Below are 16,910 nucleotides of genomic sequence, written 5' to 3'. Positions count from 1 at the left end.
GCGATGTTCGAATACGCACCCGCCCCCGAGTCGCGCTCGGTGGTCGACCTCAAGCCCTCGTACGGGCTCTTCGTCGACGGAAAGTTCGTCGACCCGGCCGACGGCGGCACCTTCAAGTCGATCAACCCGGCCTCCGAGGAGGTCCTGGCCGAGGTCGCCGAGGCCGGCAGCGCGGACGTGGACCGCGCCGTCCGGGCCGCCCGGACGGCGTACGAGAAGGTCTGGGGCCCGATGCCGGGCCGGGACCGGGCCAAGTACCTGTTCCGGATCGCCCGGATCGTCCAGGAGCGCTCGCGCGAGCTGGCCGTGCTGGAGTCGCTCGACAACGGCAAGCCGATCAGGGAGTCGCGCGACGTCGACCTGCCGCTGGTCGCCGCGCACTTCTTCTACTACGCCGGCTGGGCCGACAAGCTCGGGCACGCCGGTTTCGGGGCCGACCCGAAGCCGCTCGGCGTGGCCGCGCAGGTCATCCCGTGGAACTTCCCGCTGCTCATGCTCGCCTGGAAGATCGCCCCGGCGCTCGCCGCCGGCAACACGGTGGTGCTGAAGCCAGCCGAGACCACCCCGCTGACCGCGCTGCTGTTCGCCGAGATCTGCCAGCAGGCCGACCTGCCGGCCGGCGTGGTCAACATCGTCACCGGCGCCGGCGACACCGGCCGCGCGCTGGTCGAGCACCCGGGCGTGGACAAGGTCGCGTTCACCGGCTCCACCGAGGTCGGCAAGGCCATCGCCCGTGCCGTCGCCGGCACCCGCAAGAAGCTCACCCTGGAGCTGGGCGGCAAGGCCGCCAACATCGTCTTCGACGACGCCCCGATCGACCAGGCGGTCGAGGGGATCGTCAACGGCATCTTCTTCAACCAGGGGCACGTCTGCTGCGCCGGCTCCCGGCTGCTGGTCCAGGAGTCGGTCGCCGACCAGGTGCTGGAGTCGCTCAAGCGCCGGATGGCCCGACTGCGGGTCGGTGACCCGCTGGACAAGAACACCGACATCGGCGCGATCAACTCGGCCGAGCAGCTCGCCCGCATCCGCGAACTGTCCGACGTCGGGGCCGCCGAGGGGGCCGAGCGCTGGTCGCCGCCGTGCGAGCTGCCCGACCGCGGGTTCTGGTTCGCGCCGACCATCTTCACCGGGGTCACCCAGGCGCACCGGATCGCCCGCGAGGAGATCTTCGGCCCGGTGCTGTCCGTGCTGACGTTCCGCACCCCGGCGGAGGCCGTCGAGAAGGCCAACAACACGCCGTACGGGCTGTCGGCCGGGGTCTGGACCGACAAGGGCTCCCGGATCCTGTGGGTGGCCGACCGGCTGCGCGCCGGGGTGGTGTGGGCCAACACGTTCAACAAGTTCGACCCGACCTCACCGTTCGGCGGCTACCAGGAGTCGGGCTACGGTCGCGAGGGCGGCCGGCAGGGGCTGGAGGCGTACCTCAATGTCTGAGCGGGTCGCGGTACGCAAGACGTACAAGCTCTTCATCGGCGGGAAGTTCCCGCGCAGCGAGTCGGGACGGTCGTATCTCGTGCAATCCGCGAACGTGTCGTTGGCCTCCCGCAAGGACGCGCGGGACGCGGTGGTCGCCGCCCGGGCCGCGGTGAAGGGCTGGGCCGGGGCGACCGCGTACAACCGGGGTCAGATCCTCTACCGGGTCGCCGAGATGCTGGAGGGCCGGCGCGACCAGTTCGTGGCGCTGGGCGCGTCCGCCGACGAGGTCGACGCGGCCATCGACCGCTGGGTCTGGTACGCCGGCTGGGCCGACAAGCTCCCGCAGGTCTACGGCGGCGCGAACCCGGTGGCCGGGCCGTACTTCAACCTCTCCGCGCCGGAGCCGACCGGCGTGGTGGCCGTGGTGGCGCCCGAGGCGCCGGCGCTGCTCGGCCTGGTGAGCGTGATCGCCCCGGCGATCGTCACCGGCAACACGGTGGTGGTGGTCGCCTCCCCGGCGGCGCCGCTGGCGGCGGTCACGCTGGCCGAGGTGTTGGCCACCTCCGACCTGCCGGGTGGCGTGGTGAACATCCTCACCGGGAGGATCACCGAGACGGCGCCGACGCTGGCCGCGCACATGGACGTCAACGCGATCGACCTGACCGGCGTCGCGGACGCCGACCTGGCGACGGAGCTGGAGGTCAAGGCCGCGGAGAACCTCAAGCGGGTGCTCCGGCCGGCCCCGGCCGACCACGACTGGCACGCCGACCCGGGCCTGACCCGGATGACCACCCTCCTGGAGACCAAGACCGTCTGGCACCCCAAGGGCGTCTGACCCCGCCGCATCCCTCGAACGATCCGCGCACATGCACGGAAAGAGTGGCCATCCGCGCCTGGATGGCCACTCTTTCCGTGAATCAGGGGAGAGCAGGGCGGGGGGTGAGGGGGCGTGGGCGGGTCTACTACGGGGGGTAGGATTGACGGGTGACTCGGCTGGGGGACCTTGAGCGTGCGGTGATGGACGTGCTGTGGGACGCGGTGCCCGCCGCGTCGGACGGCGTGACCGTGCGCGAGGTCGCGGACGCGCTGGACGGGCGCGAGCTGGCCTACACCACGGTGATGACGGTGCTCGACCGGCTCGCCGGCAAGGGCATGGTGCAGCGCGAGCGGGAGGGGCGGGCCTGGCGCTACCGGCCGGCCGCCACCCGGGAGGCGCACATCGCCCAACTCATGCTCGACGCGCTCGATCTCGGCGGCAGTCGGGACGCGGCGTTGGTGCGCTTCGCCCGCTCGGTGACCGGGACGGAGGCGGACGTGCTCCGCTCCGCCCTCGCCGCCGAGGCCGGACTCGCCGACGCCGGCCCGGCCCGGTCCGCCGGCGCCGGGGCGAGCGGGCGGATCGAGGAGCCGCGGGCTGGTGGGCCGGCGCTCGACGAGGCGACGGACCGGTAGGGCGACCGCCGTGGCGTACGCCGTGCACTTCGCCGCGACCATTCTGGCCTGCTGGCTGACCGCGCAGGTCCTCGCCGCCGCGCGGTGGACGTGGCGCGCGCCGCGGGTGGCGATCGTCTGCTGGCAGGCGGTCGGGTTGGCGCTCGGGCTCTCCGCCATGGGGTTGCCGATGGCGGTCGGGCTCACCGCCTACCGCCGGCCGACCGGGAGCGCGCTGCTGGCGCTCGGCGACGACCTGGCCCACGGCACGCTGCCGGCGGGGGTGGGCGCGGTGCACCTGAGCCTCGTCGGGGTCGGCTTCGGCATCGGCGCGGTGCTGGTCACCACCACCGTGCGGGCCGTGCACGGTGCGGTTCGCGCCCAGCGTCGGCACCGGGAGCTGCTCAGCCTGGTCGCCCGGCGCGATCCGACGGTGCCCGGCGCGCTGGTGCTCGACCATCCGAGCGCGGCGGCATACTGCCTGCCCGGGGTGCGTCCCCGGGTGGTGGTGAGCGCCGGCACGGTCGACCTGCTGGCTCCGGCCGAGCTGGCGGCGGTGCTCACCCACGAGCGTGCGCACGCCCAGGAGCGGCACGATCTGGTGCTGCTGCCGTTCACCGCGCTGTGCCGGGCGCTGCCCTGGTTCCGCTGGGTGCGCGACGCGCACGCGCGGGTGGCGCTGCTGGTCGAGATGCGCGCCGACGACAAGGCGCGGGAGCTGCACGCGGACGAGCCGCTGGCCGGCGCGCTGCGCCGGTTCGCCGCCGCCGGGCACCGGGTGACGCCGGCCGGCACGCTCGGCATCGGCGACCGTGATCTCGACGTACGGGTGCAGCGGCTGCTGGTCGCGGACCGCCCGCCCCGGGTGCTGGGCGCCACCGCGCTGGCGGTCGCCGGCACGCTGGTGGCGCTGCCGATCTCCCTCTTCCTGAGCTGAGGACCCCTACGGGCCATCTCCGGGTCCGGGTGCCCTGATAGGTAGTAAAACTACGTGTAGCCTCACTACGACAAGCGAGCCAACCCGTGGGAGAACGCGCCATGGACCCCCTGCTCCTCGCCCGCCTCCAGTTCGCCACCACCACCTCGATCCACTTCCTCTTCGTGGTGGTCACGCTCGGCCTGGTCACCCTGCTGGTCGGGCTCCAGACCGCCGGCTACCTCACCGGCAAGCCGGTCTACGAGCGACTGACCCGCTTCTGGGGCCAGCTCTACGTGATCAACTACGTGCTCGGCATCGCCACCGGCATCGTGATGGAGTTCCAGTTCGGGCTGAACTGGAGCGGCCTGTCGCGCTACGTGGGCAACGTGTTCGGCGCGCCGCTGGCCATCGAGACGCTCGTCGCGTTCTTCCTGGAGTCCACGTTCCTCGGGATGTGGATCTTCGGCTGGCACCGGCTGCGGCGCGGCGTGCACCTGGCGCTGCTCTGGGGCGTCGCGCTCACCGCGTACGCCTCGGCGTTCTGGATCATGGTGGCGAACGCCTGGCTCCAGCACCCGGTCGGCTACGAGGTACGCGACGGCGTCGCCCACCTCACCGACTTCGGCGCGCTGGTCACCAACCCCACGTTCGGCTTCGCGTTCGGCCACGTGGTGTCCGCGAGCCTGGTCACCGGCGGGCTGCTGATGGCCGCGGTCAGCGCGTGGCACCTGCTCCGGCGTACCCCCGACTTCCTGCTGTTCCGCACCTCGCTGCGGCTCGGCCTGGTCACCGCGGCGCTCGCGGTGAGCGCGTTACAGGGCTTCGGCTTCGCCCAGTTCGGCCCGGTCGGTCAGCTCCAGCCCACCAAGTTCGGCGGCGGCCCGGGGCGGGACGCGATGGTGGCCGACTGGACCGCCCGGTTCGGCCCCGGCGACTGGGAGCCGCCGGTGCTGTCCAGCGTCGGCCTCGGCTTCATGATCCTGATCGGCTTCGCGCTGGGTTGCGTCTGGCTGCTGCTGCCGCTGCTCTTCCGCGACTGGATCATCCGACTGCGGTTCCCGCTCTGGCTGGTCCTGCTCGGCCTGCCGCTGCCGTTCGTGGCGGTGCTGCTCGGCTGGATCGCCCGGGAGGTGGGCCGCCAGCCCTGGGTGGCGTACGGGCTGCTGCCCACGTCGCAGGCCGTCTCGCCGGTGTCGCCCGGGCTGATGCTCACCTCGCTGATCGGGTTCGGCCTGCTGCTCGGCGCGCTCGCGGTCACCAACGGGACGCTGCTGGCCCGGCACGCCGCCCGGGGTGCGGTCGATCCCGCGTTGGGCCGCCCGCCCGCGCCCGACACCGACGCCCACCACCAGCCCGTGTTCGCCTGAGGGAGCCCGCCGTGGAACTCGCCTGGTACGCCCTGCTCGGCCTCTTCTTCGCCGCCTACCTGGTGCTCGGCGGCTACGACTACGGCGTCGGCCTGCTGCTGGCCCGGCGCACGGGAGCGGGCGCCGGTCGGGCCGCGCTCACCGCGGTCGGGCCGTTCTTCCTCGGCAACGAGGTCTGGCTGGTGGCCGCCGTCGGCATCCTGTTCGGCGCCTTCCCCACGCTGGAGGGGGAACTGCTCGCCGGCTTCTACCCGGTGGTGCTCGGCGCGCTCGCCGGGGTGGTGCTGGTGACCGCCGGCGTGCAGTTGCGCAGCCGACCGACCGGCGGCCCCGCCCGGGCCGGCTGGGACCGGGTGGTGGTGGTCGGCAGCGTGCTCGCGGCGCTGGGCTGGGGCGCGCTGCTCGGCGGCCTGCTCCAGGGCGTGCCGCTCACCGCCGACGGGCACGTGGCCGGCGTCGGCCACGTGGTCACCCCGTTCGTGGCCGCCGCCGGGCTGACACTGCTCGCCCTGGTCGCGGTGCACGGTGCGACGTTCCTCACGCTCCGGCTGCCGCCCGCCGACGCACCGGCCCTCGCCCGGCTGGCCCGCGGCCTGGTGCCCGCCGCGCTCACCGCGGTCGCCACGACCACCGTCCTGGGCCTGCTCTCCGACCGGGTACGCGCCGCCGTGGCGCGACCGGCGCTCGCCGTACTCCTGCCGTTGGCGCTGGTGGCGGCGCTGCTGGTGGCCCGCGCGGCGCTGCGCCGGGGCCGGGCCGCGGTGGCGTTCGCGGCGACCGCGACGGCGCTGGCGCTGCCCGCGCCGCTGGTCGGCGCCGCGCTCTGGCCCCGGATCCTGGTGGCCACCGGTGACCCGGCGGCCTCGCTGACCGTCGCCGGGGCCGCCGCCAGCCGGCCGACGCTGGCGCTGCTGGGCTGGCTCGTGCTGCCGCTCGTGCCGGCCCTACTAGGCTTTCAGGCGATGTGCTGGTGGGTGTTCCGAGGACGAATCGACGGCCGGGCACCGGTGTACTGGTGAACCGCCGCCCGTTCGATCCGCGTCTGCTGCGCCGGGTCCCCGCGGCCCGGCGCGACCTCGCCGTGCTCGCGGTGCTGGGCGGCCTGACCGCGCTGCTGGTGGTCGCCCAGGCCACCGCGCTGGCCACGCTGCTGGCCACCGCGATCGACGGGCGGCTGCACCGGCCGGCGCTGGCCGGTTTCCTGGCGGCGGTCGCGGCCCGGGCGCTGGTGAGCTGGGCGCAGGGCACGGTGGCGGCGCGGGCCGCCGCGACGGTCAAGGCGGCGCTCCGGGCCGACCTGCTCCGCGCGGTCGGCCGGCACGGCCCCACCTGGGTCGCCGGCCGGCGGGCCGGGCAGCTCGCCACGCTGGCCGGGCGCGGTCTGGACGCGCTCGACAGCTACTTCACCGGCTACCTGCCGCAGCTCGTGCTGAGCGTGACAGTGCCGGCGGCGGTGCTGGCCCGGGTCGTGTTCGCCGACTGGAGCTCGGCGCTGATCATCGCGCTCACCCTCCCGCTCATCCCGATCTTCGGCGCGCTGCTCGGTTGGCAGGCGCAGGCCGCCACGGAACGGCAGTGGCGGCGGCTGTCGCTGCTCGGCGGGCACTTCCTCGACATGGTCGCCGGGCTGCCCACGCTGCGCGCGTTCGGCCGGGCCCGGGCCCAGGTCGACGTGGTGCGCCGGATGGCCGACGGCCACCGCGAGGCCACCATGCGGACGCTGCGGATCGCGTTCCTCTCCGCGCTGGTGCTGGAGCTGATCGCCACGCTCTCCGTCGCGCTGGTCGCGGTGCCGGTCGGGCTCCGGCTGCTCGGCGGCGGGATCACGCTCTCCACCGCGCTGCTGGTGCTGCTGCTCACCCCGGAGGCGTACCTGCCGCTGCGGGCCGCCGGCAGCCGGTTCCACGCCAGCATGGAGGGGCTCACCGCGCTCGACGAGGCGCTCACGCTGTCCGCGACCACCACGCCGGCCGCCGCCGGGGCCGCGACGCCGGACGGCCGCGGCGAGATCCGCTTCGAGGGCGTGACAGTCGCGTACGACCGGACGACCGCGCTGCGCGACGTCACGCTGACCATCCGGCCCGGCGACCGGGTGGCGATCATCGGCCCCAGCGGCGCGGGCAAGAGCACGCTGCTCAACCTGCTCCTCGGCTTCGTCGCGCCGACCGCCGGGCGGGTCACCGTCGACGGCGTCGACCTCGCCGGCGCCGACCTGGCCGCCTGGCGCCGCGAGGTGGCCTGGGTGCCGCAGCGGGCGCACCTGTTCGCCGGTTCGCTCGCCGACAACATCCGCCTCGGCGCGCCGGACACGCCGCCGGACGCGCTGGCCGCCGCCGTCACCGACGCCGCGCTGGACGAGGTGGTCACCGCGCTGCCCGACGGGCTCGACACCCGCCTCGGCGAGCACGGCCACGGCCTGTCCAGCGGGCAGCGGCAGCGCGTCGCGCTGGCCCGCGCGTTCCTCCGGGACGCCCCCCTGGTGCTGCTCGACGAGCCGACCGCCCGGCTGGACAGCGCCAGCGAGGCGGTGGTGCTGGACGCCACCCGCCGGCTGGTCGCCGGCCGGACCGCGCTGCTGGTCGCGCACCGGCCCGCGCTGCTGGCCGACGCCGACCGGATCCTGCGCGTCTCCGACGGCCGGGTCACCGAACTGCGCCCGACCGCCACCGGCCCGGCGGTGACCCGGTGACCCCGCGCGCCCGCACGACGGTGACCGGCCGCGACGCCCGCACGGCGGTGGCCCGGTGACCGCCGGCGACGGCGTCACGCCGGTGGGGCGGGTGCCCGCCGGGCCGACCGGGGTCCCGGTGGAGCCGTCCGGCTCGCCGGAGCCGCCGGCACCGATCCGTCCCGGCGCCGAGCGGGCGGTGCTGCGCCTGGCCCGGCCGTACCTGGGCCGGCTGCTGGGCGCCGGGCTGCTCGCCGCGGCCACCGAGTTCGCCGGGTTGGCGTTGATGGCCACCGCCACCTGGCTGCTGATGAGCGCCGCCGGCCGGCCGCCGCTGGACCGGCTCACCGTGGCCATCGTCGCGGTCCGGGCGCTCGCGGTCGGCCGGGGCGTGTTCCGCTACACCGAACGACTCGCCGGGCACGACGCCGTACTCCGCATGATCACCGACGTCCGGGCCCGGGTGTTCGCCACGCTCGCGGCCCGGCGCGACGCCACCGACCGGCGCACCGGCGACGCCCTGAGCCGGCTGGTGTCCGACGTGGAGGCGGCGCAGGACCTGCTCCTGCGGGTGCTCGTGCCGGGAGCGGCGGCGGCGCTGGTCAGCCTGCTCGCCGTCGGTGCCGCCGCGCTGATCTCACCGCCGGCCGCCGGGGTGCTCGCGGCCGGCCTGCTGGTGGCCGGGGTGGCGCTGCCGGCGCTGGCCACCCGACTCACCCGCCGGGCCGCCGACGAGGTGGCCCCGTTGCGCGGCGCGCTCGCGGTGGACGCGGTCGACCTCACCCACGGCGCCGCCGACCTGGCCGCGTTCGGGGCGACCGCCGCCGCGCTGGCCGCCGCGCAGGGGCGGGCCGGGCGGCTGGCCCGGCTGGAACGCCGGCTCGCCGCGGTCGGCTTCGCGGTGGACGGGACCGGCGTGCTGGTGGGCGGCCTCACCGCCGCCGCCGTGGTGGTCGTGGCGCTGCGCGCCGGCGTGGGCGGGGTGCTGGTCGGGGTGCTCGCGGTGGGCACGCTGGCCGCCGTCGAGGTGGCTCTCGGGCTGATCGCCGCCGCCCGGCAACGGACCCAGCTCCGGGCCGGGCTGACCCGGGTCGCCGACCTGCTCACCGAGCCCGCGACCCCGGCCGCGTCCGGCGTCCCGGCACCGACACCGGACGGCCACGACGTGCGGTTCGAGGGGGTGACGGTCCGCTACCGGGCCGGCGCCGCGCCCGCGCTGGCCGGGTTCGACCTGGACCTGCCGGCGGGTCGCCGGGTGGCCGTGGTCGGGCCGAGCGGGGCCGGCAAGAGCACGCTGGCCGCGGTGCTCACCGGCGCGGTCCGCCCCGACGCCGGCCGGGTCACCGTCGGCGGCGTGCCGGTGGCGGACCACCCGGCCGGGCACCTGCCCCGGGTGGTCGGCGGCCTGCTCGCCGAGGCGTACGTCTTCCACGCCACGGTGCGGGAGAACCTACTGCTCGGGCGCCCGGACGCCGGCGAGGCGGAGCTGGCCGACGCGACCCGGGCGGCCGGGCTGCTGGACTGGGTACGCGACCAGCCCGAGGGCTGGGACACCGTGGTCGGCGAGCAGGGCGCACAGCTCTCCGGCGGGCAGCGGCAGCGGTTGGCGCTGGCCCGGGCGCTGCTGGCCGCACCGCCGGTGCTGGTGCTGGACGAGCCGACCGAGGGCCTCGACCCGGCGGCGGCGGACGCGGTGCTCGCCTCCACCCTGGCCGCCACCCCGGCCGGACACTCGGTGCTGCTGATCAGCCACCGGCTCAGCGGCCTGGCCGGGCTGGACGAGATCGTGGTGCTGGAGGGCGGCGGCGTGGTGCAGCGCGGCCGGCACGAAGAGCTGGTGGCACGCCCCGGCTGGTACCGCGACCAGTGGCTGCGCCAGGAGGCGGCCGAGCGCGGCTATCTGGCGTTCACGTCCTGAGCCGGCTCCGGGGATTTCCCCGACGCGGCGGTCGACCGGCGGTGGCAGGCTGGTGCCATGCGGGTGGAGCACGGTGCGGCACGGGTCGAGGACCGACTGCGTGAGCTGTCCGGGCGGCTGCACGGGCCGACCCGGCTCAAGGCCGACCTGCTGACCGAGGCGCGGCACGCGCTGGAGGACGCCGCCGAGGCGTACCGGGAGGGGGGTCTGCCGCGGGTGGAGGCCGAGCGGCGGGCGGTGGCCGAGTTCGGCACCGTCGCCCAGCTCGCGCCCGGCTTCCAGGCCGAGTTGGCCGCCGGCGCGCTGCGCGGGCTGGCGCTGCGCACGCTCGCGGTCGCGGTGGTGCTGATCGCCGCCGGTGATCTGACCTGGCACGGGTCCAGTTGGAGCGGCGGCCCCCGACCGCCGGCGGGCTACCTGCTGCTCGCCACGTCGATGCACGGCATCTGGGGGGTGATCGCGGGGCTGGCGCTGGCCGGGCTGGCGCTCGGCGCGCTCGCCGCCCGACGGGATTCGCCAGGGCTCGTCCGGTCGGCCCGCGCGGCCGGCTTCGGGTTGACCGGTGGGCTGCTGGTCGGCGCGCTCGCCGGCGGTGTCCTGTTCGGCTGGTCGGTCCGGCTGTGGGATGCCGCGCTGACCTGGCCACCGATGATCATCGGGGCGGTGCTGGCGTCGGCGGCCTGGTTCTCGCTGGCCCGGTCGGCCCGCTGGTGGCTGCTCAGCGCGCGCGCCCCGCGGTTCGCCAGCGGGTGACGATGGCGGCTCAGGCCGGCGTCGCCGGCGGCTCGGCCGGGCCGAGGAAGCGGCCGACGGTGGCGCTGAACTCGCGCCACCCGGCCCGTTCCCCGGCGAGTGCCCGGCCGCCGGCGTCGGTGAGCTGGTAGGTGCGGCGGTCCCGGCCGTTGACGGTGCTCCACGTGCTGGCCACCAGGCCGGCGCGTTCCAGCCGGCGCAGCGCCGGGTAGATGGTGCCGGTGGGCAGGTCCAGCGTGCCGCCGCTGCGCGCCCGCAACGCCTCGATGATCGCGTAGCCGTGCTGCGCGCCCTGCTCCAGCACGGCCAGCAGCAGCGCGTCCAGGTGTCCGTGCAGCGCCTGCGCCTTCATGCGTAGAAAGCCTACTTGTCGGGCGTTCGGGACGCCACCGGGGTGCGGCTCCCGGTGGGAACCGGTTGCCCACTAGGGTATGTGCGCAGAGTCACTCGGCGGCGCGACGCCGTCGGGTGGGCAACCGAACGCACACGGAGGTCAGCGTGGCCCGCCAGTCGCCCCAACGGCCCGACGCCGACGAGCCCGAGCTCGACGACACCGACGCCTCGGCCGCAGCAGACGAGGTCGAGGTCGACCGCCCGGCGGCGGACCGCGCCCTCTGGGACGAGGTGCGGATCGACCCGGTGGAGATCGCCCTGCCCGCCGGCACCGGCTTCACGCTGCGGGCCTACCGGCCGGCGCGCGAGCTGACCCCGACCGACGTCGCCGAGCGCGACCAGGACGACCCCTTCCTGGCCCGCCGCCAGGTCGTCGAGACCGAGGACGACGACGAGGTGGTGATCCTCGACGAGGAGTTCGCCGCCCTCTCCGCCGAGGAGGACGACGAGGACGGAAAGCCCGACGGGGAGCGCCGCCGCGGCAAGGCCGACGCCGACACCGACCCGGATGCCGCCGACACCGCCGCCGAGGCCGAGGCCGAGGACGACGACGAGGCGGACGAGGACGACGACGCCGCGGGTGACGAGGAGGTGCCGGTCTTCCTCACCCACAAGGGGCGGCTGCTGCTCTTCAAGACCCCGGAATCGCTCGTCACCTTCATCCGTTCCGGCGCGCCCAACGACCTCTCTCAACTGGACAGCTGGAATGAACTGTCCGAACGGCTCGAACCGGCCGACGTGGCCCCGCTGGACGAGGACACGTACGAGCTCGACCTGGTGGTGGAGAACCTGCGCGGCGGGCACGACGCGTGGGATCCGGCGCTGCTGATCGAGGCCGGCGAAGTCGCCCGTGACCTGGCGTACGCCCTGCGGTTACCGGCCGTCCTGGACATGCTCTCCGCCGGCTCCAGCCTGGACGATCTGGACGAGGCGCTGCGCGCTTCCGTCAACGGCGGGGTCGGTGGTTTCCTGGGTCGTCGCCGGCTGAAGAAAATCGGGGCACAAACCGCAAGTCTGGGTTGGCGCACCATTGTCGGCAAGATCTCTGCCGTTGTGGACTGGCGCGACTGACCCGGACCGGGGAGCATCAGTCTCTGGCAGAGCAACCTGTGTCCCGGGAGGAGGACGACGCTGTGGCGCTCGTGCGCGTGTACTGCGGTCTGGCCTCGGCAGATCCGGCCGACCGAACGGCTTCGGCCGGAACGACGCTGACGTCCGCTGTGGTCGACGACGCAGGCCGTCTGCTGCACGTCTGTGAGATCGGTGACGAGCCCGCCGGCTACGCCCGGCTGGTCACGCTGCTGGTGGAGCGGTCCGGCGGACCGAGCGGCGTGGCCATCGCCGCGGACAGCGACGACCACACCGTCACCTCGCTGCTCAGCGCCGCCGGTCGGCCGTTGGCGATCGCCGACGACGACTCCGTCGACGACTTCGCCGAGCGGTTCGCCGACGACGACTCGCTGGAGGAGATGCAGTCCCCGCCGGCCGAGCGCCGGGCGGTCGGGCTGGCCCGGGCGCTCCAGGCCGGCGCGCTCTCCGCGGTGACGCTCCCGGCACCGCGTGACCTGGCCGGCTACAAGCAGGTCCTCTCCGCCCACGCGGCACTGGCCAGCGGGCGGCACTCGGCCGCGGTGACGCTGCGCGAGGTGCTCCGCGAGCTCTACCCGGCCGCGCTGCGCGCGTACCCCGATCCCGCCGAGCCGGTCGCGCTGGCGGTCCTCGACGCGCTGCCCGAGCCGAGCATGCTGACCGGCACCTCGGGCCGGGGCCGTGACCTCGGCGCCGCCGCCGACGCGGTCTCCGCGCACCTGGCCGCCGAGGGCCTGGCCGACGCCGACACCGTCACCGAGGCGGTGACCGCGCTCCGCGTCGCCATCTCCGAGACGCCCCGCCGGGCCACCGTCAACCGGTCGCTCACCGCCGCCGTCGCCGAGACGGTGCGGCAGGCCGTCGCCTCCGTCCGCGCCCTGGACGCCGGCTGCGACGCGCTGGTGGGCGCGCTGGCCGAGCGCACCACGCCGACCCCGGCGACCGGTCGGCGGGCCGCCGCCCGCCGCGGCGAGCAGGTCGACGAGCTGGCCGTGACGCAGCCCGCGGGGCTGCGCCCGGTCCGCCCGGCCCAGGCCGAGCCGCTCGTCGAGCCGGCGGGCCGCCGCAGCCGCCCCGAGCCGGACCTCGACGCCACCGAGCCGGCGGGCCGCCGCAGCCGCCCCGAGCCGGTCCCCGGTGGCCGGCGCAGCCGCCCGGAACCGGTCTCCGGGCCGACCGGCCCGACCGTGCCCCGCCCGCTCGGCCCGCCGCCGGTGGCGCCCGCGCCGGTCACGCCGCCGCCGGTCGCCCCCGCACCCGTCACCCCCGTCGCCCCGGCCGCGTCGCTGGGCCGGCCGACCTCCGCGCCGCCGAGCCGTCCCGAGCCGACCGGCGCGCCCCTGCCGTCGCGGGTGGACGGGCCGACCAACCGGCCGGTCTCCGCGCCGCCCCCGCCGCCGCCGGGGATCACGCCGATCCCCCCGTCCTCGCGTGGCACGGTGCCTCCGGCCGAGGCCGGCGAGCCGTTCCGGCCGACGCTGACCACCGCGGCGATCAACAAGGCCCGGGCCGAGCGGCAGCGCACCGTCATCCCGCCGCGCCCCAGGCCGACCGCCGCGGAGCCGCCGACCGGCGGGTTCAGCGCCACCGATCTGAGCATTCCGGTGCCGACCGCGCGTCCGTCGGCGCCGGAGCCCGCCCCGCCGGGTTCCCGCGCCAACTGGCCGCTGGTCAACAACAGCGACGACCAGGCCGACCGGGAGCGGGAGGCACCCGCCTACCCGTACGGGCGGAGCGTGGACGCGCCGAGCGACCCGGGTCGCGTCACGCCACCGTGGCTCGCCGACGACCTGCCGCCGGAGCCGCCGATGCTGCGGCTGGTGGAGCCGCCGCCGCTGGCCGACCGGGCGTTGCGCGGCGAGCCGGAGCGCCCGCCGCTGGCCGACCGGGCGCAGCGCGCCGAGGCGGAGCGGCCGACCGACCCGGGGCTGGACAATCCGCCGCTGCGGCTGGTGGACCGGGGCAACGCCGGCCGGCCGGCACCCCGCGCCGAGCTGCCCGCCCCGCTGGAACGGCGTCCCGCGCCGAAGGAGCACCGGCCGCCGCCGGTCTCCGACGAGGGTGACGGCGACCTGCTGATCTTCGCGCAGGCCAAGTCGGCCTGGTTCGTCGGGCACGGCGACGAGGCCGACCTGGAGTGGACGTCCACCGCCGACACCGGCTGGCAGGCCGCCGAGCAGGCGGCCCGCCCGTCGATCGGTGCGGAGACGAAGGCGGGCCTGCCCAAGCGGGTCCCGCAGGCCAACCTGGTGCCGGGCTCCCCGCTGCGCGAGGAGCGTCCACTGCGGATCGTGCGCAACGCGGCCAGCCTCGCCGAGAACACCACCGGCTACTTCCGGGGCTGGCGTCGCGGCCAGGAGATCGGCGGTTTCGCCGTCGGCGGTCGCCCCGGTCGCGAGGCGGCCGGCGGCTGGGACTTCAGCCGGGACACCGGCGACCGCGACGACGAGCGGGAATACGAGTTCCGTTCCGCGGGCTACCGGTCCTGACCCGGGCCGCCGGTGGCGTGTTCCTACCCACACCCGGACGATTTGACGTCGGGTCCGGCCGGCCGGGAACATACCCGGCGGACCAGCGGCGGCGCCTGTTCGCCGGGGTGGGAAGGCGACTCCATTGGCGACACCGGCATTCGACTCCACCGTGCTCACCCGTCGGGGCGTCCTGGCGGGCGCGGCCGGCAGCCTGCTGCTCGCGGGTTGCGGGCCGCAGGGGCAGCGGCCGGACGAGGGCGGAAGCAGCAGCGCGCCCGGTGACCAGAACCTGGTCGTCGGCGTCAGCCTGGAGCTGAGCGGTCGCGGCGCGGCGCTCGGCGTGGTCCAGCGTCGGGCCCTGGAGATCACGGCGGAGTCGCTGAACCGGTCCGGTATCCCGGTCGGGAATCTGCTCCGGACGGTCCGGTTGGAGATCCGGGACAACGGCAGCGACCCGCAGGTCGCCGCGCGGCACGCCGCCGACCTGACCCGCGCCGGGGCGCATGCGCTGATCGGCGGCGTCCTCGGGGAGACGGCGACGGCCCTCGCCACGGCCGCCCAGCGGCTCAAGACGCCGTTCCTGGCGCTCGGCCAGGGCGACCGCATCGTGCTGCCGCTCGCCGACCGCACGTTCAGCTTCAAGCTCACTCCGGACGGCATCGACGTGGCCCGCCGGATGACGGACCTGCTCGAGTCCCAGCGGATCCGCCGGGTGGCCCTGCTGGCCTCGGACGGGCCGCACGGCGACTCGGGCGTACGGGCGCTGCGGGAGGCCCTGGGCAACAGCACCGTGGAGCTGACGCGCGCGCTGCGGCTGCCGGAGACCGGGCAGAGCTTCCGCGCCGCCGCCGAACGCGCCACCGCCGGCGACCCGGACGCCGTCATCGTCTGGGGCACCGCGCCCGACTCCGGCGACGCGGCCCGGGAGCTGCGGCGGGCCGGTCACCGCGGCACGATCTTCTTCGACGCCGGCGCGGTGGTGGACGACACGCTGCGCGGCGCCAACGCGAAGGCGGTCGAGGGGGCGTACGCCGTGCACCCGGCCTGCCTGGGCGGTTCCGCGTTGACCGCCACCAGCGGCGCACAGGTGGCCCGGCGGGACTTCGACTACCGCTACACCCAGCGGCACGGCACCTCGGTCGGCTTCGCCCCGTACGCGGCGGACGCGCTCCAACTCCTCGCGGCGGCGGCCCGGAAGGCGACCAGCCTCGACCGGGGCCGGCTGCGGGCGTTCCTGCAGACCCAGATGACCGAGGGCATCGCCGGCGGGTACGCGTTCAGCGCGGACCGGCACGGGGGCATGGAGGTCGACTCGCTCGGCATCTACCGGGTGTCCCAGGGCAGCTGGACCCGGTACGCCTGACCGCTCACCCCGCACGGTCCCGGCAGGACGGTGCGGGGTGGCCTCGTCCCACGTCCGGCGGCGGACGGCAGGAAGCGCCCGGTGGCCCACGGCCATCGGGCGCTTCCGCGCGTCGGTCAGGCGGGCGCGACGGCCCGGGAACGCCGCATGGTGAGCACGTACTCGACCAGCGAGATCAGCACGTGCTTCGTCGACTCCCGGTTACGGGCGTCGCAGGGCACCACCGGCACGTCGCGGGAGATCGCCAGCGCGTCCCGGACGTCCTGCGGGTCGTGGTACTGCATGCCGTCGAAGCAGTTGATGGCCACCAGGTACGGCAGCCGCCGGTGCTCGAAGAAGTCGATGGCGGCGAAGCAGTCGGCGAGCCGACGGGTGTCGACCATCACCACCGCGCCGATCGCTCCCCGGACCAACTCGTCCCACATGAACCAGAACCGCGTCTGACCCGGCGTACCGAACAGGTACAGGATCAGGTCACGGTCGATCGAGATACGACCGAAGTCCATCGCCACCGTGGTCGTCGTCTTGCCCGGCACCTGCCGGGTGTCGTCGACGCCGACGCCGGCGGAGGTCATGATCGCCTCCGTGGTCAGCGGCGTGATCTCCGAGACCGAGCCGACCAGCGTCGTCTTGCCGACGCCGAAACCACCGGCGATAACGATCTTCGCCGACGTCACGCGCCCGCTCGGGGCCGGCGGCCGGTGCGACATGTCAGAGCCTGCGAAGTCCACTCAGCACCCTCTCCAGCAATTCAGTGCCCACCGCGTCGTCAGAGTCGTCCAGAATGGTCGGCTCGTGGACTGCGACCAGGCCATCCGTCGCCATGTCGGCGATGAGCACCCGGGCCACGCCGAGCGGAAGCTGCATCCGCGCCGCGATCTCGGCGAGCGACTGCACGCGTCCGTCACACAACGCGGCTATGTACTGGTGTTCACGGCCTTGGCCACCGTTGCCGGTGGCCATCGCTCGGCCGCGCACCGTCGTCTCGACGAGTGCCTCCAGGGCGATGTCGAGCCGGGGACGGGTACGACCACGGGTCACGGCGTACGGCCGGACCAACGCTCCGGTCGGCTCGTCACGATCCGCCATGTCGCCGCTCACCTCCCTCGCACCCGGCACCGG

15 protein-coding genes are annotated in these 16,910 nt (G+C 75.5%); 12 read left to right on the top strand and 3 right to left on the bottom strand.

Annotation, left to right across the window (positions count from 1 at the left end; genetic code table 11):
* The first annotated feature begins 3 nt into the window (after positions 1-3).
* The 9 genes from ACH495_RS04910 to ACH495_RS04870 all read left to right on the top strand — a co-directional run bounded on the left by ACH495_RS04910 (position 4) and on the right by ACH495_RS04870 (position 10,472).
* On the top strand, positions 4-1,434 hold the full coding sequence (locus tag ACH495_RS04910) for an aldehyde dehydrogenase family protein (RefSeq protein WP_396856397.1): 1,431 nt from the start codon (positions 4-6) through the stop codon (positions 1,432-1,434).
* On the top strand, positions 1,427-2,251 hold the full coding sequence (locus ACH495_RS04905) for an aldehyde dehydrogenase family protein (RefSeq protein ID WP_396856396.1): 825 nt from the start codon (positions 1,427-1,429) through the stop codon (positions 2,249-2,251). The genes ACH495_RS04910 and ACH495_RS04905 overlap by 8 nt, the downstream gene beginning before the upstream one ends.
* Before the next feature lie 149 nt (positions 2,252-2,400).
* Positions 2,401-2,868, top strand: coding sequence for a BlaI/MecI/CopY family transcriptional regulator (locus tag ACH495_RS04900; protein ID WP_396856395.1), 468 nt, complete (start codon positions 2,401-2,403; stop codon positions 2,866-2,868).
* Positions 2,869-2,878: 10 nt separating this feature from the next.
* Complete coding sequence (locus tag ACH495_RS04895) at positions 2,879-3,784, top strand: M56 family metallopeptidase (RefSeq protein ID WP_396856394.1); 906 nt, start codon at positions 2,879-2,881, stop codon at positions 3,782-3,784.
* Positions 3,785-3,885: 101 nt separating this feature from the next.
* Positions 3,886-5,133 carry a cytochrome ubiquinol oxidase subunit I gene (locus ACH495_RS04890; RefSeq protein ID WP_396856393.1) on the top strand — a complete coding sequence of 416 codons (1,248 nt, stop codon included), beginning with the start codon at positions 3,886-3,888 and terminating at the stop codon, positions 5,131-5,133.
* An 11-nt stretch (positions 5,134-5,144) separates the two neighbouring features.
* Entirely contained in the window at positions 5,145-6,152 is a 1,008-nt protein-coding gene (locus ACH495_RS04885; RefSeq protein ID WP_396856392.1) for a cytochrome d ubiquinol oxidase subunit II, read from the top strand.
* Positions 6,149-7,822 (top strand): thiol reductant ABC exporter subunit CydD, encoded by a 1,674-nt coding sequence (cydD, locus tag ACH495_RS04880; RefSeq protein ID WP_396856391.1) that lies wholly within the window; start codon positions 6,149-6,151, stop codon positions 7,820-7,822. Before ACH495_RS04885 ends, cydD begins: the two co-directional genes overlap by 4 nt.
* A gap of 118 nt (positions 7,823-7,940) precedes the next feature.
* Complete coding sequence (cydC, locus tag ACH495_RS04875; protein ID WP_396856529.1) at positions 7,941-9,719, top strand: thiol reductant ABC exporter subunit CydC; 1,779 nt, start codon at positions 7,941-7,943, stop codon at positions 9,717-9,719.
* A 57-nt stretch (positions 9,720-9,776) separates the two neighbouring features.
* Positions 9,777-10,472: a permease prefix domain 1-containing protein gene (locus tag ACH495_RS04870; RefSeq protein WP_396856390.1), complete on the top strand. Its 696-nt coding sequence runs from the start codon at positions 9,777-9,779 to the stop codon at positions 10,470-10,472.
* A gap of 10 nt (positions 10,473-10,482) precedes the next feature.
* On the opposite strand, the gene ACH495_RS04865 is transcribed toward ACH495_RS04870, so the two are convergent.
* Complete coding sequence (locus ACH495_RS04865) at positions 10,483-10,824, bottom strand: PadR family transcriptional regulator (RefSeq protein WP_396856389.1); 342 nt, start codon at positions 10,822-10,824, stop codon at positions 10,483-10,485.
* Between the two features lie 116 nt (positions 10,825-10,940).
* Here ACH495_RS04865 and ACH495_RS04860 point away from each other — a divergent pair, with 116 nt between their 5' ends.
* The 3 genes from ACH495_RS04860 to ACH495_RS04850 all read left to right on the top strand — a co-directional run bounded on the left by ACH495_RS04860 (position 10,941) and on the right by ACH495_RS04850 (position 15,788).
* Positions 10,941-11,936, top strand: a complete 996-nt coding sequence (locus ACH495_RS04860; protein WP_396856388.1) for a DNA primase — start codon at positions 10,941-10,943, stop codon at positions 11,934-11,936.
* A gap of 38 nt (positions 11,937-11,974) precedes the next feature.
* A complete protein-coding gene (locus ACH495_RS04855) occupies positions 11,975-14,443 on the top strand; it encodes a transposase (protein WP_396856387.1) in 2,469 nt (822 codons plus the stop codon).
* Positions 14,444-14,567: 124 nt separating this feature from the next.
* Complete coding sequence (locus ACH495_RS04850) at positions 14,568-15,788, top strand: ABC transporter substrate-binding protein (protein ID WP_396856386.1); 1,221 nt, start codon at positions 14,568-14,570, stop codon at positions 15,786-15,788.
* Positions 15,789-15,904: 116 nt separating this feature from the next.
* Here ACH495_RS04850 and ACH495_RS04845 read toward each other — a convergent pair whose 3' ends face one another.
* Both ACH495_RS04845 and ACH495_RS04840 read right to left on the bottom strand, forming a co-directional pair.
* Positions 15,905-16,498 carry an ATP/GTP-binding protein gene (locus tag ACH495_RS04845; protein ID WP_107157178.1) on the bottom strand — a complete coding sequence of 198 codons (594 nt, stop codon included), beginning with the start codon at positions 16,496-16,498 and terminating at the stop codon, positions 15,905-15,907.
* A 1-nt stretch (position 16,499) separates the two neighbouring features.
* Positions 16,500-16,877 (bottom strand): DUF742 domain-containing protein, encoded by a 378-nt coding sequence (locus tag ACH495_RS04840; protein WP_107157253.1) that lies wholly within the window; start codon positions 16,875-16,877, stop codon positions 16,500-16,502.
* Between the last annotated feature and the right edge of the window lie 33 nt (positions 16,878-16,910).

Source organism: Micromonospora sp. NPDC018662, assembly GCF_044391475.1.
Lineage (GTDB): Bacteria > Actinomycetota > Actinomycetes > Mycobacteriales > Micromonosporaceae > Micromonospora.
This window is presented reverse-complemented; position numbering and strand designations above follow the sequence as displayed.

What these genes read in the sequence shown, in the direction of transcription:
- ACH495_RS04840 (WP_107157253.1), bottom strand. Translation starts at nt 16,877, where the DNA reads ATGGCGGATCGTGACGAGCCGACCGGAGCGTTGGTCCGGCCGTACGCC.
- ACH495_RS04890 (WP_396856393.1), top strand. Translation starts at nt 3,886, where the DNA reads ATGGACCCCCTGCTCCTCGCCCGCCTCCAGTTCGCCACCACCACCTCG.
- ACH495_RS04905 (WP_396856396.1), top strand. Translation starts at nt 1,427, where the DNA reads ATGTCTGAGCGGGTCGCGGTACGCAAGACGTACAAGCTCTTCATCGGC.
- ACH495_RS04910 (WP_396856397.1), top strand. Translation starts at nt 4, where the DNA reads ATGTTCGAATACGCACCCGCCCCCGAGTCGCGCTCGGTGGTCGACCTC.
- ACH495_RS04870 (WP_396856390.1), top strand. Translation starts at nt 9,777, where the DNA reads ATGCGGGTGGAGCACGGTGCGGCACGGGTCGAGGACCGACTGCGTGAG.
- ACH495_RS04865 (WP_396856389.1), bottom strand. Translation starts at nt 10,824, where the DNA reads ATGAAGGCGCAGGCGCTGCACGGACACCTGGACGCGCTGCTGCTGGCC.
- ACH495_RS04845 (WP_107157178.1), bottom strand. Translation starts at nt 16,498, where the DNA reads ATGTCGCACCGGCCGCCGGCCCCGAGCGGGCGCGTGACGTCGGCGAAG.